Annotated in this window: 24 protein-coding genes; 12 read left to right on the top strand and 12 right to left on the bottom strand. The window is 49.5% G+C overall.

Annotated features, from left to right (window positions below):
- The first annotated feature begins 276 nt into the window (after positions 1 to 276).
- Genes H583_RS0115355 through gyrA form a run of 5 tightly spaced genes read left to right on the top strand, consistent with a single transcriptional unit; the run spans position 277 to position 7,555 of the window.
- Positions 277 to 1,107 (top strand): GDSL-type esterase/lipase family protein, encoded by an 831-nt coding sequence (locus H583_RS0115355; protein ID WP_028561217.1) that lies wholly within the window; start codon positions 277 to 279, stop codon positions 1,105 to 1,107.
- A 15-nt stretch (positions 1,108 to 1,122) separates the two neighbouring features.
- Positions 1,123 to 2,106 carry an ABC transporter ATP-binding protein gene (locus tag H583_RS0115350; RefSeq protein WP_028561216.1) on the top strand — a complete coding sequence of 328 codons (984 nt, stop codon included), beginning with the start codon at positions 1,123 to 1,125 and terminating at the stop codon, positions 2,104 to 2,106.
- Positions 2,099 to 3,085, top strand: coding sequence for an ABC transporter permease (locus H583_RS0115345; RefSeq protein ID WP_028561215.1), 987 nt, complete (start codon positions 2,099 to 2,101; stop codon positions 3,083 to 3,085). Before H583_RS0115350 ends, H583_RS0115345 begins: the two co-directional genes overlap by 8 nt.
- Before the next feature lie 37 nt (positions 3,086 to 3,122).
- Entirely contained in the window at positions 3,123 to 5,096 is a 1,974-nt protein-coding gene (gene parE / locus H583_RS0115340) for a DNA topoisomerase IV subunit B (protein WP_028561214.1), read from the top strand.
- Positions 5,097 to 5,110: 14 nt separating this feature from the next.
- Positions 5,111 to 7,555 (top strand): DNA gyrase subunit A, encoded by a 2,445-nt coding sequence (gene gyrA / locus H583_RS0115335; protein WP_028561213.1) that lies wholly within the window; start codon positions 5,111 to 5,113, stop codon positions 7,553 to 7,555.
- Between the two features lie 135 nt (positions 7,556 to 7,690).
- Here the strand turns inward: gyrA and H583_RS37215 are convergent, their stop codons facing one another.
- Positions 7,691 to 7,858, bottom strand: a complete 168-nt coding sequence (locus tag H583_RS37215) for a hypothetical protein (RefSeq protein ID WP_169456494.1) — start codon at positions 7,856 to 7,858, stop codon at positions 7,691 to 7,693.
- Between the two features lie 178 nt (positions 7,859 to 8,036).
- On the opposite strand from H583_RS37215, the gene H583_RS0115325 reads away from it, so the two are divergent.
- Positions 8,037 to 8,486, top strand: a complete 450-nt coding sequence (locus H583_RS0115325) for a MarR family winged helix-turn-helix transcriptional regulator (RefSeq protein WP_028561212.1) — start codon at positions 8,037 to 8,039, stop codon at positions 8,484 to 8,486.
- On the opposite strand, the gene H583_RS33150 is transcribed toward H583_RS0115325, so the two are convergent.
- From H583_RS33150 to H583_RS0115305, 4 genes are read right to left on the bottom strand one after another with little or no spacing between them, the layout of a single operon-like run.
- Positions 8,479 to 9,717 (bottom strand): CapA family protein, encoded by a 1,239-nt coding sequence (locus tag H583_RS33150; RefSeq protein ID WP_051236520.1) that lies wholly within the window; start codon positions 9,715 to 9,717, stop codon positions 8,479 to 8,481. The genes H583_RS0115325 and H583_RS33150 overlap by 8 nt on opposite strands.
- A complete protein-coding gene (locus tag H583_RS33145) occupies positions 9,714 to 10,463 on the bottom strand; it encodes an RluA family pseudouridine synthase (RefSeq protein WP_425414532.1) in 750 nt (249 codons plus the stop codon). Before H583_RS33145 ends, H583_RS33150 begins: the two co-directional genes overlap by 4 nt.
- Positions 10,464 to 10,465: 2 nt before the next feature.
- The gene (locus H583_RS0115310; protein WP_028561211.1) at positions 10,466 to 11,332 is read right to left on the bottom strand and encodes a class I SAM-dependent methyltransferase; all 867 of its coding nucleotides are present in this window, start codon (positions 11,330 to 11,332) and stop codon (positions 10,466 to 10,468) included.
- Positions 11,319 to 12,050 (bottom strand): response regulator transcription factor, encoded by a 732-nt coding sequence (locus H583_RS0115305; RefSeq protein ID WP_028561210.1) that lies wholly within the window; start codon positions 12,048 to 12,050, stop codon positions 11,319 to 11,321. Before H583_RS0115305 ends, H583_RS0115310 begins: the two co-directional genes overlap by 14 nt.
- 78 nt (positions 12,051 to 12,128) lie before the next feature.
- Here H583_RS0115305 and H583_RS0115300 point away from each other — a divergent pair, with 78 nt between their 5' ends.
- On the top strand, positions 12,129 to 14,216 hold the full coding sequence (locus H583_RS0115300) for a sensor histidine kinase (protein WP_028561209.1): 2,088 nt from the start codon (positions 12,129 to 12,131) through the stop codon (positions 14,214 to 14,216).
- 212 nt (positions 14,217 to 14,428) lie between these two features.
- Here H583_RS0115300 and H583_RS0115295 read toward each other — a convergent pair whose 3' ends face one another.
- Complete coding sequence (locus tag H583_RS0115295; protein ID WP_028561208.1) at positions 14,429 to 14,752, bottom strand: helix-turn-helix domain-containing protein; 324 nt, start codon at positions 14,750 to 14,752, stop codon at positions 14,429 to 14,431.
- A 269-nt stretch (positions 14,753 to 15,021) separates the two neighbouring features.
- On the opposite strand from H583_RS0115295, the gene H583_RS0115290 reads away from it, so the two are divergent.
- The 4 genes from H583_RS0115290 to H583_RS37605 all read left to right on the top strand — a co-directional run bounded on the left by H583_RS0115290 (position 15,022) and on the right by H583_RS37605 (position 16,977).
- A complete protein-coding gene (locus H583_RS0115290) occupies positions 15,022 to 15,219 on the top strand; it encodes a hypothetical protein (protein ID WP_028561207.1) in 198 nt (65 codons plus the stop codon).
- Positions 15,220 to 15,645: 426 nt separating this feature from the next.
- A complete protein-coding gene (locus H583_RS0115285) occupies positions 15,646 to 15,993 on the top strand; it encodes a DUF6677 family protein (protein ID WP_028561206.1) in 348 nt (115 codons plus the stop codon).
- Between the two features lie 211 nt (positions 15,994 to 16,204).
- Entirely contained in the window at positions 16,205 to 16,393 is a 189-nt protein-coding gene (locus H583_RS37610) for a nucleotidyltransferase domain-containing protein (protein ID WP_245585925.1), read from the top strand.
- 128 nt (positions 16,394 to 16,521) lie between these two features.
- On the top strand, positions 16,522 to 16,977 hold the full coding sequence (locus H583_RS37605) for a DUF4111 domain-containing protein (protein WP_245585924.1): 456 nt from the start codon (positions 16,522 to 16,524) through the stop codon (positions 16,975 to 16,977).
- Positions 16,978 to 17,036: 59 nt separating this feature from the next.
- Here H583_RS37605 and H583_RS33135 read toward each other — a convergent pair whose 3' ends face one another.
- On the bottom strand, positions 17,037 to 19,238 hold the full coding sequence (locus H583_RS33135; protein ID WP_051236518.1) for a heavy metal translocating P-type ATPase: 2,202 nt from the start codon (positions 19,236 to 19,238) through the stop codon (positions 17,037 to 17,039).
- 169 nt (positions 19,239 to 19,407) lie between these two features.
- Between H583_RS33135 and H583_RS0115270 the strand changes: the two genes are divergently transcribed.
- A complete protein-coding gene (locus tag H583_RS0115270; protein ID WP_028561205.1) occupies positions 19,408 to 19,773 on the top strand; it encodes an ArsR/SmtB family transcription factor in 366 nt (121 codons plus the stop codon).
- Positions 19,774 to 19,881: 108 nt separating this feature from the next.
- Here the strand turns inward: H583_RS0115270 and H583_RS0115265 are convergent, their stop codons facing one another.
- From H583_RS0115265 to H583_RS0115245, 5 genes are all read right to left on the bottom strand, one after another.
- Entirely contained in the window at positions 19,882 to 21,372 is a 1,491-nt protein-coding gene (locus H583_RS0115265) for an ABC transporter substrate-binding protein (protein ID WP_028561204.1), read from the bottom strand.
- 151 nt (positions 21,373 to 21,523) lie between these two features.
- Complete coding sequence (locus tag H583_RS0115260) at positions 21,524 to 22,921, bottom strand: ABC transporter substrate-binding protein (protein ID WP_028561203.1); 1,398 nt, start codon at positions 22,919 to 22,921, stop codon at positions 21,524 to 21,526.
- Positions 22,922 to 23,124: 203 nt separating this feature from the next.
- A complete protein-coding gene (locus H583_RS0115255; RefSeq protein WP_028561202.1) occupies positions 23,125 to 23,676 on the bottom strand; it encodes a guanylate kinase in 552 nt (183 codons plus the stop codon).
- Between the two features lie 87 nt (positions 23,677 to 23,763).
- The gene (locus tag H583_RS0115250; protein ID WP_028561201.1) at positions 23,764 to 24,363 is read right to left on the bottom strand and encodes a response regulator transcription factor; all 600 of its coding nucleotides are present in this window, start codon (positions 24,361 to 24,363) and stop codon (positions 23,764 to 23,766) included.
- On the bottom strand, positions 24,360 to 25,523 hold the full coding sequence (locus H583_RS0115245) for a sensor histidine kinase (RefSeq protein WP_028561200.1): 1,164 nt from the start codon (positions 25,521 to 25,523) through the stop codon (positions 24,360 to 24,362). The genes H583_RS0115250 and H583_RS0115245 overlap by 4 nt, the downstream gene beginning before the upstream one ends.
- Positions 25,524 to 25,684 lie beyond the last annotated feature (161 nt).

The following is a 25,684-nucleotide window of genomic DNA, read 5'->3' as shown; positions in this document are numbered from 1 at the left end:
TATGAGTGTAAGCAAAGTATTACATAGTTATGAATTGCCGGAATGTTTACAATTAGGAACATGTGTTCTATAATTAGATTCCAAAGTCGCTTGCTTATGCGGTAAAATCATCTCCTGAACAGTTGCGAGCCGGCACTTCATTTGCAAATTGCGCCAAGAACATATATTTTAAAATATACAAGCTAAAATTACAGGCGCCCTGGCAGCAAGCTGCATACAGGCGCCATCTGCCCGTGAATATTGCGGGATTCATTGAAGGAAGGGGAGACGACAACTATGAATAATCGCCCGAAGGGATCTGCTGCCCTCTGGCGGATCATTGCCGGAGCAGCTTCACTGGCAACCCTGCTGCTGCTTTTCGGCTTTGCGTATGCTGTCAATGATGTATTGAACCCGGCCGCCCCTGCGCCTGCCCCGGGAGCTCCTGCACTGGACGGACAGCAGCCGCTTCTTGGCAGCAAGGAAGAGCTTAAGATTGTAGCCATTGGAGATTCCCTGACCAAGGGTACGGGCGATGCTACAGGACAGGGTTATGTCCGGCGGGTGGTGACCGGACTCGCCCAGAAGATGGACAGCCAGGTCAAACTGGTCAATAATCTGGCCATTAACGGTTTGCGTACCGAACAATTGATTGACAAGCTTCAGCATGATACAGGTATGAAATATGCTTTAAAGCAAGCTGATCTGATCTTGTTTACGATTGGCGGCAATGATTTGTCCAAGCTCGCGCAGACCGCGTTAAGGTCGGATAGCGCCAATCCGGATTTCGGGGTTGAGGAAATTGGCAAGCAGCTTCAGGATGGACTTGGCCGTCTGGATCAGGTGTTCAAGCTGGTGAATGAGGCGAATCCCGATGCGCAAATTGTCTATGTGGGGTTGTATAATCCATTCTATCCGATACCGGAACTAAGGGAAGGCAGTCTTCAAGTACAAAAATGGAATGATGAAGCCTACCGGCTGAGCTTTTCTTATCCTCATATGAAGCTGGTTCCGGTATTTGACCTGTTTGAGGACCCGGGTGGTACTTATCTGGCTTCCGACCGCTTTCATCCAAACGGCGAAGGCTATGCCCACATTGCTGAGCGAATTGTCCAAATGCTGCATTAGAGGAGGCAATAAAAGATGACGACAGAGGGATACCGGACGGATTCGGGCGCTGCGGCAGTACTGTCCGTAGAAGGGTTGCGCAAGCGGATCAAAGGGAAATGGATTATACATGATGTCAGCTTTGATGTGCGTCCAGGGGAGATTTTTGGCTTTCTTGGCCCAAACGGCTCGGGAAAAACAACGACAATCAGAATGCTGGTCGATTTGATTAAGCCTACAGCAGGCAAGGTTATGATTGGCGGCTATAATGTGCAAAAACAGCCGGAGCAGGCATTGCGTCATGTTGGCTGTATTGTTGAAAATCCCGAGGTATATCCGTACATGAGCGGGTGGGAGAATCTGGAGCATTTTGCCCGGATGCAGCCGGGGATTGGCGAGGAACGGATCCGGGAGGTTGTCGAAATCGTTGGCATGGATCAGCGCATTCATGATAAAGTCAAGACCTATTCGCTTGGTATGAGGCAGCGGCTCGGGATTGCCCAGGCGCTGCTTGCCCGTCCGGAGCTGCTTATTCTGGACGAGCCGACGAACGGTCTTGATCCCAAAGGAATCAAGGAGCTGCGGGAATTTGTCCGCATGCTGGCAGCCGAGGGAATGAGCCTTTTTATCTCCAGCCATCTCCTTAGTGAAATTCAGTTAATGTGTGACCGTGTCGCGATTATTAACGGCGGGCGTGTGCTTGCTGTAGGAACTGTGAACGAACTGATTGATGAAAATGCCAGCTATGTTTTGTGGCAGGTGGATCAGCGCGAACAAGCCGTTGCACTGCTGTCGAAGCTGGGGGAGGTCACCTTGCTGGAGCAGGGAGACCATGGAATTGATGATGCCGTAATGACGGCGCTGCCCGATGCCATTGTAACCACAATTACGCCGGGGGCAATCCCGGGAATTGTTCAAAAGCTGGTATCCAGCGGAATCGGCATCGAAGCCGTTCAGAAGGTCTCGCCTACACTGGAGGAATTATTTCTGAAGCTGACGGAGGGAGAGGGCATTGTCTAATTTACTGCCGTTAATCCAGAATGAAACACTGAAAATCTGGAAGAAAAAAAGATTTTTCGTCATACTTCTTATACTCGCCATCCTGATTCCGATATTTACCTACGCTCAAATGAGAATGGCGGAGAACAATAAAGATAAATTTGCCGATTGGCGCAGCCAGATCATTCAACAAATCGCGGATTATCAGAATGCGCTTACGAGCGACCGGATTCCGGAAGAGTGGAAAAAATACCGGCGGATTATGGTACAGCAGCTAACTTATTACCTGGAAAACGATGTCGACCCGAGCGCGCCGAACGCGGTAACTTTTACCCGCGGCTTTATGAATAATGCGGTTACGCTCTTTATTCCGCTGCTTGTGCTGTCTATCGGTTCGGACCTGATTTCGGGCGAACGTTCGAGCGGTACGATAAAAATGCTGTTGACAAGGCCTGTCCGAAGATGGAAAATATTGTTTGCCAAGCTGGTGGCGCTCATTTTTTATATTTCGCTGACGATTATTTCAACGCTCATTCTGTGTTATGCTATATCCGGCATATTTTTCGGATACGGGGGATGGAATCTTCCTGTGTTTACCGGTTTTGTGATCAACGGGGCTGAAGTGGACAGCAGCGGAGTTCATGCCGTTCCGCACTGGCTGTATATTATGATGCAGGCAGGACTCGCATGGTTTTCTGCCGTCATTGTAGGGCTGCTCTCGATGATGGTGTCGGTACTTGTACGCAGTACAGCTGCAAGCATCGTTACGATGATGGCGACGATTATTGCCGGCACGATCCTCTCCAATATGGCTTCGGCATGGGATACAGCCAAATATATCTTTTCTGTAAACCTTCAACTGACCGGCTATCTTGACGGATCGCCGCCGCCAATTGAAGGGATGACAATGCTGTTTTCGATCGGCGTGCTTGGAGTTTGGGGCCTGATTGCGCTTATCATCTCGTTTGGCGTCTTTACGAAACAGGACATCTTGAATTAAAATAGCTTGAAGTGACAGATTAGCAAGGGGGACGCATATGACCGAGCAGCTTGATATTACTGCCGCAGGCCCGCGGGCCTCGGACGGCAATTACGGCGCTGATGATATTCAGGTACTTGAAGGTCTGACCGCCGTGAGAAAGCGGCCAGGGATGTATATAGGGAGCACCACCACATCGGGGCTCCACCATCTGATATGGGAAATTGTCGACAACGCGGTGGATGAGCATTTAGCCAAATATTGTGATGCGATTGAAGTCGTCGTGCATAGCGATCAATCGGTAACGGTTAAAGATAACGGACGCGGCATTCCGACCGGCATGCACAAGATGGGCATTCCGACACCGCAGGTTGTTTATACGATACTTCATGCCGGCGGTAAATTCGGCGGCGGAGGATATAAGAAATCCGGGGGGCTTCACGGAGTTGGCGCTTCTGTTACGAACGCGCTGTCCGAGTGGCTGGAAGTCGAGATTTACCGTGACGGCAAAATACATAAGCAGAAATTTGCCTATTGGGTAGACAAGGACGGTAAAGAGCATGTAGGAGAGCCTGTTACCGGACTTGAAGTGGTGGGAAATACGAACCGGACCGGTACGAAGGTAACGTTTAAGCCGGATTCTCGCGTTTTTCACGGAAACACAACGATCAATTTTGATACGTTATCCGAGCGTCTGCAGGAAATTGCCTTTTTGAACTCAGGGCTCAAAATTGTTGTCAAAGACGAGCGTTCAGGCAAGCAGGAGATGTTTCATTACGAGGGCGGGGCAAAACAATTCGTCGAGTTTTTGAATGAGGAAAAAAATGTTCTCCATGAGGCGGTTCATTATATCGGGGAAAAGGATGATATTGAGGTGGAGGTAGCGCTTCAGTACAATGACGGTTACACCGAGACGATCGCTTCCTTCGTCAACTCTATTCCCACCCGCGGCGGCGGAACGCATGAAACGGGCTTCAAAACCGCATATACGCGGGTAATGAATGACTACGCCCGTAAGAACGCACTGCTTAAGGACAAAGATAAAAATCTCGACGGCAATGATTTGCGCGAAGGGATGATGTCCGTTATTAATATTAAAATGTCCGAGGTGGAATTTGTCGGGCAAACGAAGGATCAGCTTGGCAGCGCCTCGGCCCGCAGTGCGGTTGATGCAATCGTGTCCGATAAAATGCAGGTATTTCTGGAGGAAAACCCGCAGGTTGGGCAATCGCTGATCAAAAAGGCGATTCAGGCCAGCCGCGCCCGTGAAGCTGCGCGTAAAGCGCGTGACGAAATTCGCAGCGGCAAGAAGCGCAGTGAAAGCTCCAACCTGAACGGCAAGCTGACTCCTGCCCAATCAAAGGACCATATGCGCAACGAGCTGTTTATCGTAGAGGGCGACTCTGCAGGCGGCTCGGCCAAGCAGGGACGGGATTCCAAGCACCAGGCCATTTTGCCGCTCAAGGGCAAACCGCTTAACCCGGAGAAAGCCAAGCTCGTCGATATCCTCAAAAATGATGAGTATAAAGCGATTATTTCTGCAATCGGGGCTGGAGTTGGACCTGAATTTGAAGCCTCTGAGAGCAATTACAATAAAATTATTATCATGACGGATGCGGATACGGACGGCGCGCATATTCAGGTGCTGCTGCTGACGTTCTTCTACCGCTATATGAAGCAGCTGATCGACCAGGGCAAAGTATATATTGCCCAGCCTCCGCTGTACAAAATTACGCGCAAATCCGGCAAGCTGGAGACTGTGCGCTACGCCTGGACGGATGAACAACTGAATAATTACTTGAAGGAATTCGGCAAAGGCTATGAAATTCAGCGCTACAAGGGACTTGGTGAAATGAACCCGGATCAGCTTTGGGAAACAACAATGAACCCGGAAACCCGTATGCTGCTGCAGGTCCAGATCGAGGATGCAGCGAAGGCGGAGAGAAGGGTATCGACGCTGATGGGGGACAAGGTTGACCCGAGGAAACGCTGGATTATTGAGAATGTCGATTTTCAGGAATATGAGGAATAGGAGGACAAAACGCCATGGATACACTGGAACAATTTTTACCGGCGTTTCTTGAAGAGGTCGTGGGCGACCGCTTCGGACGCTATTCCAAATATATTATTCAGGACCGGGCTATCCCGGATGTTCGGGACGGTCTCAAACCGGTACAGCGCCGTATTTTGTACGCGATGTATGATTCGAATAATACCCCTGACAAACCGTACCGCAAGTCGGCGAAGACGGTGGGCGATGTAATGGGTAACTACCATCCGCACGGCGATGCTTCGATCTATGAGGGAATGGTGCGTATGGCACAGCCCTGGAAGATGGCGCATCCGCTGGTAGACGGACATGGCAACTGGGGATCGATGGATGATGATCCGGCTGCAGCAATGCGCTATACAGAAGCCCGCTTGTCTTCGATTGCGATGGAACTGTTGCGGGATATTGAGAAGCGGACGGTACTGTTCAAGGATAACTTTGATAATACGACAAAGGAGCCGGTGGTGCTCCCGTCCCGTTATCCGAACTTGCTGGTCAACGGCGTCAGCGGAATTTCTGCCGGATTTGCAACGGAAATTCCGCCGCATAACCTGCGCGAGGTTATCGACGCTTGTATTGCGCTGATGAAAAAGCCGGGTATGGACCTGGAAGAAATGATGGAAATTGTGAAGGGTCCGGACTTCCCGACCGGCGGCATGATTATGGGCGGGGACGGCATTCGCGAAGCGTACCGGACAGGCAAAGGCCGTATCTATGTCCGCGCCAAAACCGATATTGAGGAGCTGCGGGGCGGCAAGCAGCAGATCGTCATCACTGAAATTCCGTATCAGGTCGTCAAGTCGAGACTGGTTACGGCGATGGAGAATATTCGCATCGAGAAGAAGGTTGAAGGGATCGCCGAGGTGCGCGATGAGAGCGGGCGGAATGGATTGCGAATCGTCGTCGAGCTGAAAAAAGAAGCTGACGCGCAAGGCATCTTGGCTTATTTGCTTAAAAAGACGGATCTGCAAGTCACTTACAACTTCAACATGGTAGCCATTGTCAACAAGACACCGAAGCAGCTTGGCCTCATGGACATGCTATCCGCATATATAGAACACCAGAAGGAAGTGGTCACCTGCCGGACACAGTACGAACTGGAAAAGGCTGAGGACCGCGCGCATGTGCTGGAAGGACTGGCCAAGGCGCTGAATCTTCTGGATGAGGTTATCGCGACTATCAAGGCTTCCAAGAACCGCCAGGATGCGCAAAACAATCTCGTTTCCAAATTTGCATTCACAGAACGCCAAGCCGACGCCATTCTGACCCTCCAACTGTACAGATTGACGAATCTGGAGATTACATCGCTGGAGAAGGAGCTAAAGGATATCTCCAGGAAGATTGCTAATTATAAGGCTATTCTGGAGAATGAGAAGAAGCTCATTGGCGTTATCCGGGATGAACTGCTGGAAATCAGGGAGAAATACGGGATCGACCGCCGCAGTGAAATCCGCGGGGAAATCGAAGAGTTGAAGGTCAATCTCGAGGTTATGGTAACGCCTGAGGAAGTGATGGTTACGCTGAGCCAGGACGGCTATATCAAACGCACCAGCATGCTCTCCTTTACCCGTTCGGGCGGGGAGTTGGATAGCGCAGGCGTGAAAGAAGGCGATGTTCTGCGGCATCTGCTGGAGGTCAATACGATTGACAGCCTCTTGCTGTTCACGCGTAAAGGCCAGTATTTTATGCTGCCTGTCCATCAAATTCCGGAGTTCAAGTGGAAAGATAACGGAACGGCTGTTGTCAATGTCGTCCCGCTTCCGAAAGATGACATGATTGTCAGCATCATTCCGGTGAAGGATTTTGAGCAGAGCGCATCGCTGGTGTTTGCTACACGCAAAGGCCAGGTGAAGCGGACCGAGCTTAAGGACTACCAGTCGAACCGCTCCACAGCTATTGCCGCTTGCAAGCTGGGCGAAGGCGACGAGGTCATAACGGTAACTTTAAGCGACAATACGAAGGATGTTTTACTGGTCAGCAAACAGGGGATGAGCATTCGCTTCCCTGAGAGCGAAGTGAACGCTATGGGGCGTGTTGCCGCAGGCGTAAAAGGCATTCAATTAAAAGATCAGGATGAGGTTGTTGCAGCTCTATGGGTGTCCGGAGATGAGGGAGAAGTGCTTGTCGTAAGTGATCTCGGCTATGGCAAGCGGACACTGCTATTCGATTATCCGGTTCAGGGACGCGGCGGCAAGGGGATTCAGACCTTTGAATTTAAGGAAGGCAAGCGGATCAGGCCAAACGGCAGCGAACTGGTCGGAGCGCTCTGGTGCAAAGAGGAGAAGTGGCTGACGCTGCTGCTTCAATCCGGTGAGCTGCATCCGGCAGTTTCTACTGAAAAAGCGCCTCTGGACGATCGCCGGTCTGTCGGCAAGCTTCTGGCCGCTATGGATAAGAAGGACCGCATAACGGGCTTGTTTGTCCGGTCAGGACAGGTCTAGGACACCGCTCTTTTTGCAGCGGCTCATCAGACTCCCCCAGAGGGCTATAGAAGGGCCGGATCTCTGGTTCCTCCCTTAGCCATAGAAAAGGGAAATGATGGCTTCAGGACCTGCTACAGTCAGCTGTAAGCTTAATCAATCATAGGGACGGTGCGGCGGATTGACTTTATCCAGCAATTCGAGCATCGCCTCCAGCATGACCCACAATGGTACTGGCTCATCGAGCCGCTCCAGCCATTGTGGGTCTTTTATTAGCCCGGATTCCACAATCCTCTTTATTACCTCCGATTTTGGAGCCTCCATGCGGGCCGCCTCCCCTCTAATCATTCGAGTACCGTCAACACATTATATTCAAGGATATGTCTAAAGCTGTCAAAATGTTCTCTATCGTAGCGATTAATCGCGCAAAGTATTAAGCTCGTTAATCTTTTTTTCGACATTTTCAAATGTTATAATGAATCGTAGGAGGTGGGTAATCCCAATGCATGCTGCTGAATTCGCAAGGTTATGGATGAAGTTCTCGAAGGAATGGAAAAATTACCTGGAGGAAGCGCTGGCTCCACATCTGACGGAAGGCCAGCTTAATGTGCTGGAGCTGCTGCTGGAACATGAACCGATGAAGCCCTCAGACCTGCTGAAATATTTGGAGACAACTCCTGCTGCGATTACAACTCTGTTGGACCGGATGGAAAAAGGCGGCCTGATCACCCGCTCCAGGGACCAATCAGACCGCCGTATTGTATGGATCTCTGTAACCAAAAAGGGGTTGGAGGAAGCCAAGCGCGGCATGGAGCTGCGGGAGACCTACATCCAGAACGCCCTGGACCGGATTTCCGGCCACAATCAGCAATTGCTCGTTTATTTGCTTGGCAAGGTTGCCAACACAAGCAAGCCTTTCCCGGTAAGCGGAAAGATGGATTCCGCTATTTAAGCATGGATTCCAGCCGTTTATTCAATATTTTGAGAGAGCTTTCGAGCTGCTTGTAATCGCCCAAGGAAAGCCCAGGCTGATTGCGCTTGGACAGCGTTTCATCCAAGGGAAGAATCCGATACTGGTTGAGACCGTTCTTCTTGTATTTATACACCCAAGTCGGTATCGGCTCAATTTTCGTGAATTCAACTTGTCCGGTCCTATGCTGCTTGCGCACATGAATACGGAAGATGACGCCGTAATCCTTGAAATCACCCTGCTGATTGGATATAAAATTACCCATCGAATAAATAATGACACTACGTCTGGAGTTGCCATCAGCATTCACAGTGTCTACAACCTCATAAGGCTGAACAACGTGAGGGTGAGAGCCTGCAATAATATCTGCGCCCGCTTCAATGAGCCTGTGAGCGAGCCGCTGCTGCTCTTCATTGGGCTGAAATTGATATTCAATGCCAAAATGAAGATTAACCGTTATAAAATCCGCTCCCTCAGCCTTTAGCTTCTCAATATCCTCTACCATACGCTGCTCATCAATCAGGGAAATCAGATACGGCTTTCCTTCCGGTACTGGAATACCGTTTGTGCCATACGTATAAGCCAGAAATCCCATTTTGATCTCATTTTTCTCGACGATAACCGCTTGCTCGGCTTCAGCCTGGGAGCCGGCCGTGCCTTTATAAATCAAGCCTTGCTCTTCAAGGGCTGCAATGGTGCGGAGGACGCCCTTTTCGCCGCGATCCAGTGCATGGTTATTAGCCGTACCGACGATATTAATGCCGCTGTTTTTCAGGGCTTCGGCCATTTCCGGCGGGGCGTTGAACAATGGATAGCCCGTATATTTCAAATCCTCTCCGCCAAGCGGAACCTCCAGATTGACTATGGACCAATCCCCCTCTTCCAGAATAGGGCGGACTTTCTCGAAGAAAGGGTCAAATACATAACGTTTGCTCTTGCTGTCATAAGAACCGGGATACTGGGGCGTGTGCATCATGACGTCCCCAGCGGCAATCCATACCGCTTCGGTAGTCCGGTCCGTTTCCGGACCGGTTGCATCCGGTGTCTCCCCGGCAGGTTTATCCGGTGGATGATCATCTGGTTTTTGAGTTCCATTATCGCTTGTTTGGGGCGGCCGTGGTTCTCTTGAAGTATCCGTACTTGTGGGGCCGAAGCAGGCGCTCAAGACGAGCGTAAGCAGAATCACGATAACGGCTGTCCGGATCAATTTCATAACGTTTCCTCTCCGAGCATCCGGCCGGCCGCCTGTTCCAGCACGTCTGCACTCCAAATGCTCCATGGCTTGTCAAGCGGCGGGGTGCTGGAAAACAGCATGCTTTCCTTAGTAACAGGATGATCCACCCGAATTGACGTTGACCAGAGTGCAATGCTGGAATGCCCTGGTTTGCTTTGGCTGCTTCCATATTTATGGTCGCCAGCCAGCGGACAGCCGATAGATGCCAATTGGACCCGGATCTGGTGCGGCCGGCCGGTATGAAGCTTGATGGCGACAAGGCTGTATTTGCTGTCTGAGGCGACAGTCGCATAATCCAGCAGCGCTTCTTTGCTGCCGGGTGCCGGAGAAGGGAAGCAGGCTACCGTATTGGTGCGGCTGTCCTTCACCAGATAATGCTTCAGCCGGGCAGCGTTTTTACCGGGATGCCCGGTTACGACGGCAGCATACGTTTTGTCAAAGCTTCTGGAGCGAACGGCCTCGGACATGCGTGAAGCGGCCTTTGAAGTTTTGGCAAACAGCATGACACCGCCGACTGGACGGTCAAGACGGTGTACAAGCCCGAGGAACACATTCCCGGGCTTATTATAGCGAAGCTTAAGATCCTGCTTGAGCAGGGTGAGCATATCCGGATCGCCGCTTTCGTCTTCCTGGGACGGAATGCCTGGCGGCTTGACAACAACGAGCAGATGGTTGTCTTCATACAAAATCGGGATGTCCGGTGCTCCCTGCTGCTGTGCAGTCATCATTACAGGGACTCCCAACGGCCCAGGATGCCGCAAGGAAGATTAAGGCCGGACTTGGTAATTGGCAGACCGATTTCCCCGCATGTAATGGTTCCTTTGTGCTGGCTGCCGATTGTCAGGTGCAGCAGATTATGCAGCACAGCAGGGGAAAGACCGGTGGTATAAGAATTGATCAGAACGAACAGCGGATTGTCCGACAAAATTGTCTTGCATGACTCCAGGAACGGGTAGAGGCTCTGCTCCAGCTTCCACATCTCGCCACCAGGTCCGCGCCCGTAGGAAGGCGGGTCCATAATAATCGCATCATATTTATTGCCGCGGCGCTGCTCGCGCTGCACGAACTTGAATACGTCATCGGTAATAAAACGCACCGGCTTGTCCTCCAGACCGGACAGCTTGACGTTCTCTTTGGCCCATTGGACCATCCCTTTGGCGGCGTCGACATGGCATACTTCAGCACCGGCTGCAGCACAAGCAACGGTTGCTCCGCCGGTATAGGCGAACAGGTTGAGCACTTTAATCGGCCGGTTGGCGTTTTGGATTTTGTTCATCATCCAGCTCCAGTTGACGGCTTGCTCCGGGAATAAGCCTGTGTGCTTGAAGTTGGTCGGACGGATCTGGAAGCGGAGCTTGCCGTACTGAATGATCCAGCTCTCCGGGAACTTGTTACTGTACTGCCACTGGCCTCCGCCGGAAGAACTGCGGTGGTACCAGGCATCCGTATTTTTCCACTCTTGGACCGAAGGGTTCAACGGCCAGATAATCTGCGGGTCCGGGCGGCGCAGCACAATATTGCCCCAGCGTTCGAGTTTGTCCCCCTCTCCTGTATCAATAATTTCATAATCCTTCCATTCATTAGCGATATACATGTGAAATTCCTTCCTTGGTTGCGAATTTGTACCCGACGCCGCGGACGGTCATCACATAGACCGGATTGGCCGGGTCGGGTTCGATTTTTTTCCTTAAGTTGCTGATATGCACCATCAGTGTCCGGGTATCCCCGTTGCTTTCAGCCCCCCAGATCACTTCATACAAATGATCGATTTGGACAGCCTTGTTCGGCCTTTGAGCCAGATAGGTAAGCAGGTCATACTCCTTGACGGAGAGGGTGACCAGATTCCCATCCATATGTACGGAATGTGCATCCAGGTCAATAATCATGCCGTCAAAGACCAGTATGCGTTCTTCCTGACCGCCTCCAGCAATTGCTTCCCTTTGAAGCTCCAGCCTGCGCAGATGCGCTTTTACGCGCGCCACAAGCTGGCTTGGACTGAAGGGCTTCGTGATATAATCGTCGCCGCCGACAGTCAAACCGTGTATAATGTCGTTATCATCACTTTTGCAGCTGACAAACAGAATCGGTACACTCGAATACTTGCGCAGCTGCTGGCAAACCTCTATGCCGTCCATATGTTTCAGCAATATATCGAGGATAATTAAATCAGGTTTGACTTCCTGCTCTAATCGGAGGGCATCGTTCCCGTTATCAGCGACATGAACGGTGAAGCCCTCACGGGCCATATATAGACCGATCAGTTCTGTTATTTCGGGCTCGTCGTCGACGACTAAAATATGCGTCTCTTTCATATTTTACCCCTCCCGCTTTCTCGACTATTATAACGAATGCAGGACTATTGAAGCAATTGCCTTTTTTCGGAGGAATACATGTACAGATCATTTTTATACATACCAGTCGTGCTGGTGGTGATTCTGCTGCTCGGCATGCAGGGCTGTGCCGCCCCTCCTATGACGGGAAAGCAGATCCAGGCTGAAAGGGGCGGGTTGGACTTGAGACAGGCCGATCTGGAGCAAGAGCCTGTCAAGATGCAGGGAGATTGGCGGTTTTATCCGCATCGCCTGCTTCAGTCCCAGTCCCTCACGATGGATGAGCCATATCAGTATGTTGCGGTACCCGGCTCATGGAACAGCTATTTGCAGGAGGAACCAGGCCTAAGGAACGGCTTAGGTTATGGTACCTATGTACTTCGGTTTCAGACCCGGCCGGGAGATTATATTCTGTCGCTGCGTGTGCCGAATATAAGCAGTTCCTACAAGTTGTGGATAGACGGAAAGCCGATGGCGGCGGTCGGTGTTGTAGGCGTGGACAAGGCCTCCAGCAAGCCGGACCAGTCCCGGGAAATCGTCTCTTTTTATAATGGGGACGGCAATCATGAACTCATTGTGGAGGTATCGAACTTTTCCCACCGCCGCGGCGGGATATGGACTGAATTTTATTTGGGCGGTGTTGACGCGTTAAATGACTCCCAGACGATTGAAGCTGCAGAACAGATGGGACTATTCGGCAGTTTGTTCATGATTGGCTTTTATCATTTGGGCTTGTATGTGCTGCGAAGAAAAGAGAAGTTTACGCTGTATTTCGGGCTATTGTGTCTTTTGGTTGCAACAAGAATTATTGTGGTGGGCGATGTGTTTATTATGCAATGGCTGCCTGTATCCTGGGAGGCCTCCCACAAGATTGAATACATATCATTTTCACTCTCGCCGCTATGCGGATATTTGTACGTTTATTTTTTGTTCCCTGCTGACGCCTCCAAAAGGGTTGTCCGCGGGATTGCAACCGGCAGTATTCTCCTTTGCCTTTACGTGCTGCTGGCACCTGTGGAGACCTTCTCCAGAGAACTTTGGCTGTTTCAGTCTTTTGTCATTATGACTGGCGTGTTTTCATTGATCGCGTTGGTGCTGAGTGTCAAGCGGAGACGAGCGGGAGGGCTAATCGTACTGACCGGTATGTTCGTTTTTGTACTGTCAGTCATCAATGATGTTTCCTTTTATAATGAATGGTTCGGGATGGGCGATATGACTCCTGTCGGATTATTTTTCTTTATTATGATGCAGGCGTTTATTATTTCCAACCGTTTCTCCCATGCCCTGCGCAAGGTGGAGGAAGTTTCCGCTGAGCTAAAATTGCTCAACTCGCAGCTTGAGGAACGAATTGACGAACGCACCCAGGAGCTGCTGCAATCCAATGAAGCGCTGGAGAAGAGCTATGAGGAGTTGGAGCGCCAGGAAGGCTCAAGAAGACGTCTGCTGACGAACATCTCCCATGATCTTAGGACTCCGATGACGCTGATTCAAGGCTATCTGGAAGCGATGCAGGATGGTGTCATCAAGGATCGGGAGCAGCAGGAGCGTTATGTGCGAATCATGCTGGACAAGGTGAATGGCCTGAACCGGCTGATTTCCGATTTGTTTGAGCTTTCCAAGCTGGAGGCCGGGCAAGTATCTTTCCATCACAGTATGGTCAGACTGGATGATTGGGTGGAGCAGCTGCGGGGCTATTACCTGGTAGACATAGAGAGCAGGGATATCAGGTTTAGGTGCGAACTGCTTGACTCAGACATGCCGCCGTCAGCCGTATGGCTCTGGATAGATGAATTCCGGATGAAGCAGACTCTGTCCAATCTGGTATATAATGCGCTGATTCACATGAGTCCTGGCGACGGGCTTGCGCTGACGTTCCGTTACGATCAGCAACAGGGGATGTTAGAGTTGAAGGTTGCGGATACAGGAAGCGGGATACCGCCGGAGGATTTGCCGTATATTTTCGAACGCTTCTATAAAAATGACAAGTCCAGAAACTCCGCCCAGGGAAGCGGCAGCGGGATCGGTCTGGCAATCGTGAAGGAAATTATCGATGCTCACCGTGGAAGTATTGCAGCGGACAGCACTGTAGGGGAAGGAAGCGTGTTTACAATTACATTGCCGGCAGAAATTAAGGAAGTACTGGAATAAAGAAAAGGATGCGTTAGCATCCATGGCCGGGATTTTGCCAACAGATTGCCTTCCTTTGATCCTCAAGCTTCTAGCCTGCACAAGATAAAGCCGTCTCGTACAGGATAGAGTTGGTCATCTTGTCCGGCTGGCGACTGCAGGAGGCAAGAACAGGTTCGAATCATGGCTGGGGAAGGGCCGGAAGAAAACGTCTTCATTGTTTCGAATCCAATTTATTCGACCTGCTGCAGAACTTTGATCATTTTATCAATGGAGCGCTTACGTTTTTCGTGGTCCATATTATTGAGGAGCCTGAAAATTTCTACGGTGTCGGACATCACCGGACTGATTTGCCCGTTCTGCTCGCCTCCGATAATGTAATCGAGGGATACTTCAAAAAAATTGGCCAGCTTGATCAAGGTTTCATACACAGGCTGGCGGTTGTTGATTTCATAGTGGCTGTAAGCAGAGCGGGTAATGCCGACACGCCTGGCCACTTCTTCCTGTGAGATGTTTTTTCTCAGTCGCAGCTCTCTTAATCGATCTCCCATCGTCATGTGATTACTCCCTTACGCGCTTCTTTTTTTTAATATAAGCGTTTATAAGTTTCACTTTATAACTGGCTTATATTTTTACGCGAAACGAAGCTTTTGCCCGTCCTTTGCAAGGAAGGCAAAGCCGTTTACGCTTGTCACCCTTTCAATTGCCGGCTGCCGCAATAGGCTTGAAGTATGAAATATCTGTTACTATTAATTTATGATACAAAATGTATCATTGTCAAGTGTGAAACGAGATTTTATGTAAAAAGAAAGGGGATTGATTATGGATGAGATTGACTTTTACATGTGATTGCGGCAATGAGGTCCGATTTTTTGGAACAGGGGATATGGATGATCATGGGATGGAGGCGCTTGATCTTGAGGATGACGACCGGCTTCGCGTCATTGTTGGTGATGCCGGACTTATTTTGCAATGCAAGTTTTGCAACAACCGATATATCATTGACAAGAGTTTGAATACATGATAGAATGATTTATCTGCTTGAACTTAATTGAGATGTTTTCATATAGATTACCCGATTCACACTGGAGCGGTCATGGAACCGCAAGGATGGAAGAGAGGCAGGGCTTTCGTTGTTTTAGGTTTTTGAAATATCGTTTATCAAGTAGGACCATAAGGCTGCTCTGGAGAGCGGCCTTTTCTATTTGCTCTATTTTTACAATTGGCGTACTTTCGACGATTAAAGACATGCAAAATATGGGAAATAACCCGACTAAAGTCCAGTGTTAAACCAAACTATGGACGGATTTGTATCCGGATGAAATTAGCTATGATAGAACTATAAGCAAGCATTACGCTCTAACAGCAGCGTTTTGCTTGGAAGTATAAGAATATCTGCGAAAGCGATGATACATTCTTATATTTTTAAACGTCCGGAGGGGTTTAGATTATGGAATCGATTAAGTATGCAGAGCAGGAACTCGCCGCTGGCGGCAAGAAGAGCAAGCCGCTTACAGTATTTCTCGCACTGTTGTTTCCTGGGGCGGGGCATTTGTATTTGGGGGAGCCATCCCGGGCGATCTGGTTTATGACCCTGTTCTTTACCAATACTTTCTTTCTGATTTTCACGCTTGAAAGCCTGGAGCAATTCAGGGCCTTAATTGCTATTAGTTTGTTTACCGTTGGGGTTGTTGTTTATGTGGTTAATATTATAAATGCTATGCAACTGGTGAATCTGCTCAATATTATGGATCAGCTGCAATACTTTGAGGAAGCAGAGGCTGATGGCAGGTATTAGGGGAACTGCTAATTAAATAACCAACCGTGGACCGAGGCGTCAACCGCTGCGGGGATCACGATTGGTTATTTTTTGCGGTGTCAGGCATTCGTGAAACTGCTAAGTTGATGTACGTACATCGGGCACAATTGACTATAACTGTTCTTTCTATTTAACAGTCGTGCGCAGTTCCATATAATTTGTGAAAATGCTGTTATTTAGGGGTGGGAACATGTTGGATATCAGGGATGCTATGAATCAGGCAGCGGAACTGTTCAGAGTGGAGCTGGGCAGCAATTTAGCGGGTATTTATGTGCACGGCTCTGTAGCGATGGGCTGCTTTAATCCTGAAAAAAGCGATCTTGATCTTCTGGTGGTCGTTTATAAGAAGCTGTCCAGAGACGTGCAGGACAATTTCTGAGAAACTGTTGTTGCTGCACGACTGTATGGAGACTAAACGGGGATTAGAACTTACCATTATTTTGGAGTCCTGCTTGAAGGATTTTGCCTATCCGACACCAGCGGAATTTCATTATTCGGACTTTCACCGTGACAGATACAAGACGGACGAGCATTACATCTGCGGGGGGGTACGAGGATTTTGATCTGGCTGCTCAAATTACGGTTGCTTATGAGCGTGGAGTGGTATTATTCGGGAAGGCTCTGCGAGAGCAGTTTCCCCCAATAGACAAGTCATACTTTGTACAGTCGATTGTTGCTGACATCGAGCATGCACAGAGGGATATCATCCATTCGCCCGTTTATTTTATATTAAATCTTTGCCGGGTTCTACTCTACCTGCGGGAGGGTGTTGTTGCTTCCAAGCAGGAAGGGGGAGAGTGGGGGCTTAAAGCGCTGCCAGCCAAGTACCGTTCTATCGTTCGCTGTTGTCTTGATGACTATGCCGGAACCGGCATTGCTCCATCTTTTGATTCGGATGGATTAACGGATTTTGCCGGGTATATGTTGGAAGAAGTTCATAATGAAATTGACCACATTCAATAAAAACCGGCCATTCAGAGCTGCTCTGAATGGCCGGTTTGTTTGATTTTGTCTGCGCAGTATTAATTCACTTTCAGTCTGCCCTTCCTCGCAGTGCGGTTGGATAATACAGTGAGGCTGACGAGGGTGACGAATACGGTAGCTCCCATATCTGACAGAATAGCGATCCATAAGGTCAGAAGGCCTGGTATTGTCAGCAGCAGGGCAATCAGCTTCAGGCCGAGCGAGACAATAATATTGAACCGGATAATCCGGTTTACGAGCTTCGCGATGGAGATCGCCTCAGGGAGCCGGCCGAGATGATCCTGCATCAGTACAATGTCGGCTGTCTCAATTGCGCTGTCCGAGCCTTTGCCCATGGCGATACCCAGGTCGGCGGAAGCCAGCGCGGGAGCGTCATTAATGCCGTCACCGATCATAGCGACTTTGCCTTCCCTGGCAAGGTCCTTGATTTTGGCAGCCTTATCCTCAGGCAGCATTCTGCCGTAAGCTCTGGACACGCCAACCTCGGACGCGACAAGCTCTACAGTAGCCTGATGGTCGCCGCTCAAGATGACCGTCTGGTGGATACCGCTCCGCCCAAGCGCATCGATAACAGCCCGGCTCTCCTCGCGAATTTGGTCGGCTATGCCGAACATTCCAAGCACTTGCTCCTGGTCAGCAGCCAGCACGATAGTGAGTCCTTTGGCCTTCAATTTTTCAGCTTGCTTGAGCACCTCGTCGTTAAGAGCTGTTGAAGGAATAATTTGCTCATTTCCGACCCAATAGCGTATCCCGTCCACATTGGCGGCGACCCCTTGCCCGGCTATGGCTGTAACCTCTTCAGGCTGGTTATATACGGCGCCCTTGCGCTCTACCTCCTGCATAATCGCTTTGGCGAGCGGATGGCTGGAGGAGGATTCAATCGCAGCCGCTACACGGTAAAACAACGGCTCATTGTAGACGATGGTCTGCTGTACTTTTGGCTTGCCTTTGGTCAAAGTCCCGGTCTTATCAAAAGCGAGCGTGTTGATTTTGCCGAGCTGCTCCAAATGAACGCCGCCCTTAACCAGAATCCCGTTCCGGGCATTGCGTGCAATGCCCGCCACGATTGCGATTGGAGAAGAGAGGATCAGGGCGCAAGGACAGCCTACGATGAGTACAGCCAATCCCTGGTACAGCCAATGCAGCCATTCGCCCCCAAGGAACAAAGGCGGGATAACCATTACAAGCGCTGCCACCGCCATAATGAGCGGCGTATAATATTTGGCGAACCGGTTAATAAATAGCTCCGTAGGTGTCTTGGTCTCCTGAGCCTCCTGAACCAGATGCAGAATCTTGGCCAGGGATGAGTCCTTGTACGGCTTCTCGATCTGTACGATTAGCATGCCCTCGTTGTTGACGCTGCCGCCGAATACCTGATCTCCGGCAGCTTTGTGCAGGGGTAGTGATTCACCGGTAATCGCCGCTTCATTCACTGAGCCTGCACCTTCAGCGACAATGCCGTCGGAAGGAATCTTTTCGCCGGGCTTTACCTTTACAAGCTGACCGGCTTGCAGGGATTCAATTGGTACAACCGTCTCGGAACCGCCGTCCATAACAGTAGCTGTCTTGGGGGCGACTTGAAGCAGCTTCTCCATTGAGCTGCGAACCTTTTCCATGCCTTTACCCTCAAGCAGTTCATTCAGTCCGAACAGGATAGCGACAAGCGTCGCTTCCTTCCATTCGCCGATGGCGACTGCGCCCACTAAAGCAATCGTCATCAGTGTATCGATAGTGAATACGAAGGAGAGCAGATTCTTGAGTCCCCGGATAAAGGTCGTATAGCCGCTCATCACAATCGCCGCCAAATACACGGCGATCACGGCAAGATCGGGAATACTGCCGTCAAGCAGAAATGCAGCCCCGTACAGCACAGCGGAGATAATGAGCAAATTGCGCATCAGATTGCCTGAACCATGGCTGTGGCCATGCCCGTGATCATGATCATGTCCGTGAGAATGCTGTCCTGCATGTGTATGATCATGGGAATGGTCATGTCCATGCTGGTGACCACCGCCATGCGGCTGGCTGCTATGGCCAGGGGAGGACAGCTCTTCCAAATAAGCGCCATCGCTTTTTAATATTTTTTTGACTTTGTCCAAAGAAACATGAGGGTCAAGCGTCAGCTTGGCAGAATTGTAGCTGAGCCGGGCAGTTTCGCCATGTTCAAGCTTCTTGATCTGTTGTTCCATTGCTTGTGCACAGTTGCCGCAGGAGAGTCCTTTAACCCGGTACTCTTTCATGACAAAAACCTCTTTTCTATACATATGAATATATGTTCATATAATAAATCTAATGAACGATTTTGTCAATCCTGAATTTGCCATGAAACTATTCGTAAGAACTACAATTATCCATATGGTTTATGGTATAATCTTGAGCATATTCTATACACGGACGGTGGTGTAAAACTTGGAAAAAACGTTGAATGATGCTTGCGAGGAAACGTGCTCCGGCAGTGAGCTTGATCTTGCGAAAATCAAGGGCAAGCTGATTTCTTCCACTGCTGCCTTGGAGGTGGCCGACTGGTTCAAGGCGCTTGGCGATCCGACCCGGGTCAAAATCATCCATGCACTGCAGCAAAGCGAGATGTGTGTTCATGATTTGACGCAGGTGCTGGAAATGGGGCAGTCGGCGGTCTCTCATCAACTGCGCCTTCTGCGCAATGTACGGATGGTGAAAAGACGCAAGGTAGGGAAGACCGTCTATTACTCCCTTGACGATAATCACGTAGAGGAAATTTTCGGCCAGACGCTTCAGCATTTGAAGCACGAGTAGCCGCCCTGTTCCATCTATACGCATGGAACAGGGAAGAGGGGACAAATATAGTCAAACGAATAGCCCGCATCTCATTATTCGAGATGCGGGCTATTCGTATGGTTCAAACTATTCTGAACTGGTTGATTCGCTGGCGTCTCCGCCAGCATCTTCACTCGATCCTTCTACGGATTGTTCAACTACACCCGAAGCAGCTCCTTGCTGTTCCGTTCCTTTTTTCTCATCCTGTTTCTTGTGCGCTTCCATCAACAGCTGTTGTCCTTCCTGCTGAATGGCTTTAAGCGCCTCCTCAAGTGAAGCATTGTCCTTCATTACCGGCTCCAGTTTTTGCTTCACAAACGAGTCAAACTGCATGTAAAACTCTGACGGGAGTTTATAATAGTTGCTGTAAAGCGAGGATTCGCTCGGCTTCAGCTCGTAGAAGGCTTGCAAATTATGTCCCTCGTCATCCTTGAAATAGCCTGTTCTTGTGCTCAGATTGCCTGAGTTATACGATTTGGATTTTACACGGGCATAGTCGTCCCCATGAATATATTTGATAAAGTTCCAGGCTTCCTTGGAATTCGTAGATTTGTTGTTAATGGCAAAAATCTGGTGAAATCCTGTTGACGTCGTATAGTCCGGATTATTAGGATCAACAGGTACGGTCACAAGGTCCCACTCATAATCGATTTTATCCTTTAGTGCATCCTTGGCTTGTTTTAATTGATCCAGCATATAGGTACCTTCGACCATCATGGCCATCCGTCCGGAAATAAACGGGTCCCGCATCAGATATTCCTCATAGCTGTTCCAATTTCCGGACATATGGGAATTATCCTGAAAATACAGCGTGCCTGATTTTTGGGCTTGAAGAGCCGTATTGAAGGCATTTTGCCAGGCAGGTGTATCGATCATCAACTGCTTGCCATCAGCATCAACAAAGCTGAGTCCCAGCGTCGAGCCGATATTCATGCCAAGCTGGAACAGGCTGGAGTCATACCCGCCCTTAAAGCCATAAATGCGTTCTTCCGGTGAACCGTCTGTCGGGAATCGTGCAGAACGGGCTAATACATCCTCCCACGTCATCCGGTCTGTCGGCAGATCCACGCCGTGTTTTTCGAACAGCGTCTTGTTGTAGAACAAGGCCTGGCTGTAATAGGAGGGAGTCAGCCCGAACAAGGTGCCGCCGCCTTTTTCCTTCAGATAGTCCAGCATGCCCGGAAGCAGCGTTTCTGTATTGTATTTGTCTTGTTCAATCATTGGAGCCAGATCGAGCAGCTTGCCGTCATGGCTGAATTTTTCATATTGTTTGGCATCGATGAACAGCACATCCGGCTGTTTCTCATCAATGAGCTGCTGGAATTTGGCTTCTCTTTCCTCTTCGGTTTCTCCCTCGCCGCCGCCCCATCTATTTCCCTGTGTGATGACTTCGACTTCTACATTCGGATTCAGTGCGGCATACAACATGCCATAATCGTTATAAAAGGATTGCTCGTCATAATACAGTACTTTAAGAATCGAGCTTTCTTCAGACTTTCCGCTATTGCCTCCGCTGCAGCCTGCAACCAGTGCCATCGCCAACATCAATACAACTGCAAACTTCCCCTTTTTAATCACTTTTCTTTTCCTCTCTCCTTACGCATTTTTTTAGTAGAACATCCAAAACTATGAAACTTGTCCTGAAAACTATTATAGCATTCCTTGTAAAGGTTTTCCAAATTGTTCCCCTTAAATTTCTCTTAAAAATCCAATAGAGAGGGGCGGGAGACTATTCACTTTTCTTTTCCTCTTGATTTTTCCAGGCTGTCATCAATAGTTGCTGGCCTTCCTGTTGAAGCTTCTTGAGCGCTTCTTCGAGAGATTCATTGTTTTTTACAACGGGTTCCAGCTTCTCTTTGCCTAGAGAATCAAATTGCATATAAAAGTCTGCAGGCAGCTTGGAGAAATTTCCGTAAAGGTTGTTATCTGAGGGCTTTAGTGTATAGAAGGCCTGCAGATTATGGCCTTCGTCATCCTTGAGATAGCCAGTACGGGTGCTTAAGCCCGAATTATAGGATTTCGCCTTGACGCGGTTATAGTCATCTCCATGAATATACTTGATAAAGTTCCAGGCTTCCTTGGAATTCGTGGCATTGTTGTTAATGGCAAAAATCTGATGGAATGCAGTCATCGCCGTAAAGTCCGGATTGCTTGGGTCGACCGGTACGGTAACGAGATCCCAGTTAAAGCTTAGTTTATCCTTGAGAACATCCTTGGCACGTTTGATCTCGTCCAGCATGTAGGTGCCTTCAATCATCATCGCCAACCTACCTGAATAGAAAGGGTTCTGTAAAAAGTAGTCCTCATAATTGCTCCATGACCGTGCCCCATCGCCGTCACCAGAGTTTTCATAATATATCGTTCCTGTTTTCTCGGCCTGCAGGGCGGTATTGAAGGCGTTTTGCCAGGCAGGCGTATCGATCATCAGTTGCTTGCCGTCTGCATCAATGTAACTAAGTCCCAGCGTCGAGCCAATATTAATGCCTGTCTGGAACAGATTGGCTTCATATCCGCCTTTGAACCCGTATACACGCTCTTCCGGCGAGCCGTCGGTCGGGAAGCGGGCAGCACGTGCAAACAGATCATCCCAGGACATTTTGTCCGTAGGGAGTTCTACCCCGTACTTCTCGAAGAGATCCTTGTTATAATAAAGCGCCTGGCTGTAGTAGTAAGGAGTCAGCCCGTACAGCGTGCCGCCGCCTTTTTCCTTGAGATATTCCAGCATGCCGGGAATAAATGTTTCTGTATTATATTTATCCTGCTCAATCATGCTCGCCAGGTCAAGCAGTTTGCCGTCATGGCTGAATTTTTCGTACTGCTCCGATGAAAGGAAAAGCACATCCGGCTGCTTCTCATCAATAAGCTGTTGGAATTTGGTTTCTCTTTCTTCTTCCGTGGTTGGCTCACCGCTTCCCCATCTGTCACTGGATGCAATGACTTCAATTTCAACATTCGGATTCAGCGCAGAATACAGCATGCCAAATTCCTGATAAAAGGATTGCTCATCATAATACAGAACTTTCAATATCGACTTTTCTTCCGTTTTTCCACTGCTGCCACTGCTGCAGCCTGCGATCAGTGACATGATCAGCACCAGCAGTACAGTGAGCTTCCCCTTGTTTTTCAACTTTTCTTCTCTCCTTAACTTTTTCTCCACCCAAAAAAGTGTAAATTTTCCTCTGACTGAATTAGTATATCATTTCCATGTTAGCTATTTCCTTTAGATTATCTTAAAAAACCTTAAATCTTACTAAAAATTAGGATCAAAAAAAGCCAAATTCGCTGGTTATCGTACACCAGGGTTTGGCTTCAAAATCTAATATGGAGTGATTAAAGATGGGACTGGATGGCTTCGCGGATTTTGTCCAGCGTACGATTGAGGTCCATATTTTCAATAACATGCTCGCATTGCGTGCGGTAGACGACTTCTTCAGTATACAAGTCCAGATACTGCTCAATGACCGCATCCGGCCGTCCTTTGGCTTCTAGCCGCTCCCTGACGGCGGGTTTGCTTACATAAAGGAATATCCGGACCACCTGCTCCGGATAAAGCTTCTTGAACACAGAAGCACCCTCGCTATTGAGAATCAGATATACATGCTTGCCGGAACGCAGCTTGCTGTTCAGCTCTTGGTAGCGGATGCCATACCATACGGGACCAATCCTTACATTCTCGATCAGGAGCTGCTGCTCCTGCATCTGCTCAAAGGCGGCGGGGGACACATAGTGATAGTCCTTATCGGGATATTCTTTCTCCCGCGGCAGACGGGTGGTCGTGGACAACACATGCTCAATACCCAATTCTTGGCCGATGCGGTGCGCGGTCGTTTTCCTTCCTGCTCCGCCTGTACCGGTAAAAATGAAGATTAATGGTCTGCTCATAGGTCAATCGCTCCCTCCATCAGGACTTGTCGTCTTAATTCGACATGATTCCCGGGGAATCCTCTTTGGAGCAAGGCGCAAGAACTATTATTTAAACCATCCCTTTTCCTTGGAGCGGGTAATGGCCTCAATCCGGTTGCTCACATCCATCTTATCCATGATAACGGAAATATAATTACGAACGGTCCCGGTCGTTATATAGAGCATGCTGGCAATTTCCTTCGTATTCTTCCCGTCCGCAATAAGGGAGAGCACCTCGCATTCGCGGTCGGTCAGCGGGTTCTCCTCGCCGTAAGCTTCGTCGATCAGTTCGGCAGCATAAATGCGTCTTCCTGCCATGATGCTGCGGATGGAATCGGCCAGCTCCTCACTGGGACTGTCCTTCAGCAGATAGCCGCGGACACCGGCCTTCAGAGCCCGTTCGAAATACCCGGAGCGGGCAAAAGTGGTCAAAATAATAACCTTGCATCCGCAGTCCTTTAATTCCTCCGCAGCTTCGAGCCCGCTCTTGGCCGGCATCTCAATATCCATCATGCAAATGTCCGGCTTGTGTTGATGAACGAGGGCCACGGCTTCTTCGCCGTTGCCGGCTTTTCCCACGACCGTCATATCATCCTCCAGCTCCAGCAGCGAGGCAAGCGCCCCCAGCAGCATCCGCTGATCCTCTGCGATTACAATTCGTATCATGTCAGGCCTCCTTGTCGTTCATTCACTTCCATGACTTCCATCTGTGGCTGCTTCACGGTATTCGGCACTTTGAGGATCAGCTCGGTTCCGTTGCCCTGGGAAATCTCCAGTGAGCCGTTAACGAATTCCAGCCGTTCCTTCATCCCCTGCAGTCCGCTGCCCTTGAAGCCGCCAATTTCTCCGGCAATGCCGACCCCGTCATCCTGAATTTTAATCGTGAGCTCAGTCCGGCCGGGCTCGATGCACACGATGCACGCTTCGGCGCTGCTGTGCTTGACGATGTTGGTTACCGCCTCTTTGAGACACATGCTGATTACATTCTCGGTGAGCAGGGTGGTGTTCGTCAGCCGCGGACTGCCCTTTAACGTAAACTGAATATTTGCGGCGTTCAGCATTTGTCTGATCCTGAACAGTTCATCCTCCAGCCGCGTGCCGCGCATCTTCGTGACCATCTCCCGAACTTCCTTAAGGGCAGTCCGGGCGGTTTGACGGACATCAAGAATTTCTATCTGCGCCTGGGTCGGATTTTTCGTAATCAGTTTGCTGGCAAGATCGCTTTTAAGTCCAATCAGCGACAGCTTTTGACCAAGTGTATCATGCAGATCACGGGCAATCCGCTGGCGCTCCTCCAGCTTGACCAGCTCGGAAATTTTCTTGTTCGCATGTTCCAGTTGCCCTTCCAACTGTCCGCGTTTGTTGCGGTTATAGGTGCTGAAGGGGAGCAAAATAATGACGATCAGGCTGATCAGTATGAATGGAAATTGGGTAAACAGCAGTTGATTACGCGACACAAATCCGTAGTTGATCGTTGCAAAGGTGCTGAACAAGTGGATGGAGTACAGGACAAAGAATCCGATCCGATTTTGAATGTTCCCGATATAGAAGGCCAAAAAAATTGAAAAATAAACATAGCTGAAAAGCAGAGTCATCGCAATGGAAATGATAATTTGCAAACTTGACCAGAAATAGACCTGCCAGCCCTTGGATTTAAAAGACATTACATAGCAGGCAAAGAATAACAGAATCATGATAATGCCCGAGGCGACCTCATAGTTGGAAGAGGACCGGAAAATAAAGTAGAAGGGCAGAATGCAAAACACGACCCAAACATACGGGCTTAACCCGGCACTTTTATGAAAGATCTGATACCATTTTTGCATGAAGTCCGTCCTTTTTTCTTTATTGCCCCTACAACTGGCATGTAAAGGCGGTTGCTGTAATAGTGTATCATAACAATGTACCCGGAAGGGAGCAGGGCGGGAGCTTTAAAAAATGAAAATGCAGCCAAGCCCTCATCGGAATGAAGGCAAGTGCTGCATTT

Source organism: Paenibacillus pinihumi DSM 23905 = JCM 16419 (genome assembly GCF_000422505.1).
Classification (GTDB): domain Bacteria; phylum Bacillota; class Bacilli; order Paenibacillales; family Paenibacillaceae; genus Paenibacillus_D; species Paenibacillus_D pinihumi.
This window is presented reverse-complemented; position numbering and strand designations above follow the sequence as displayed.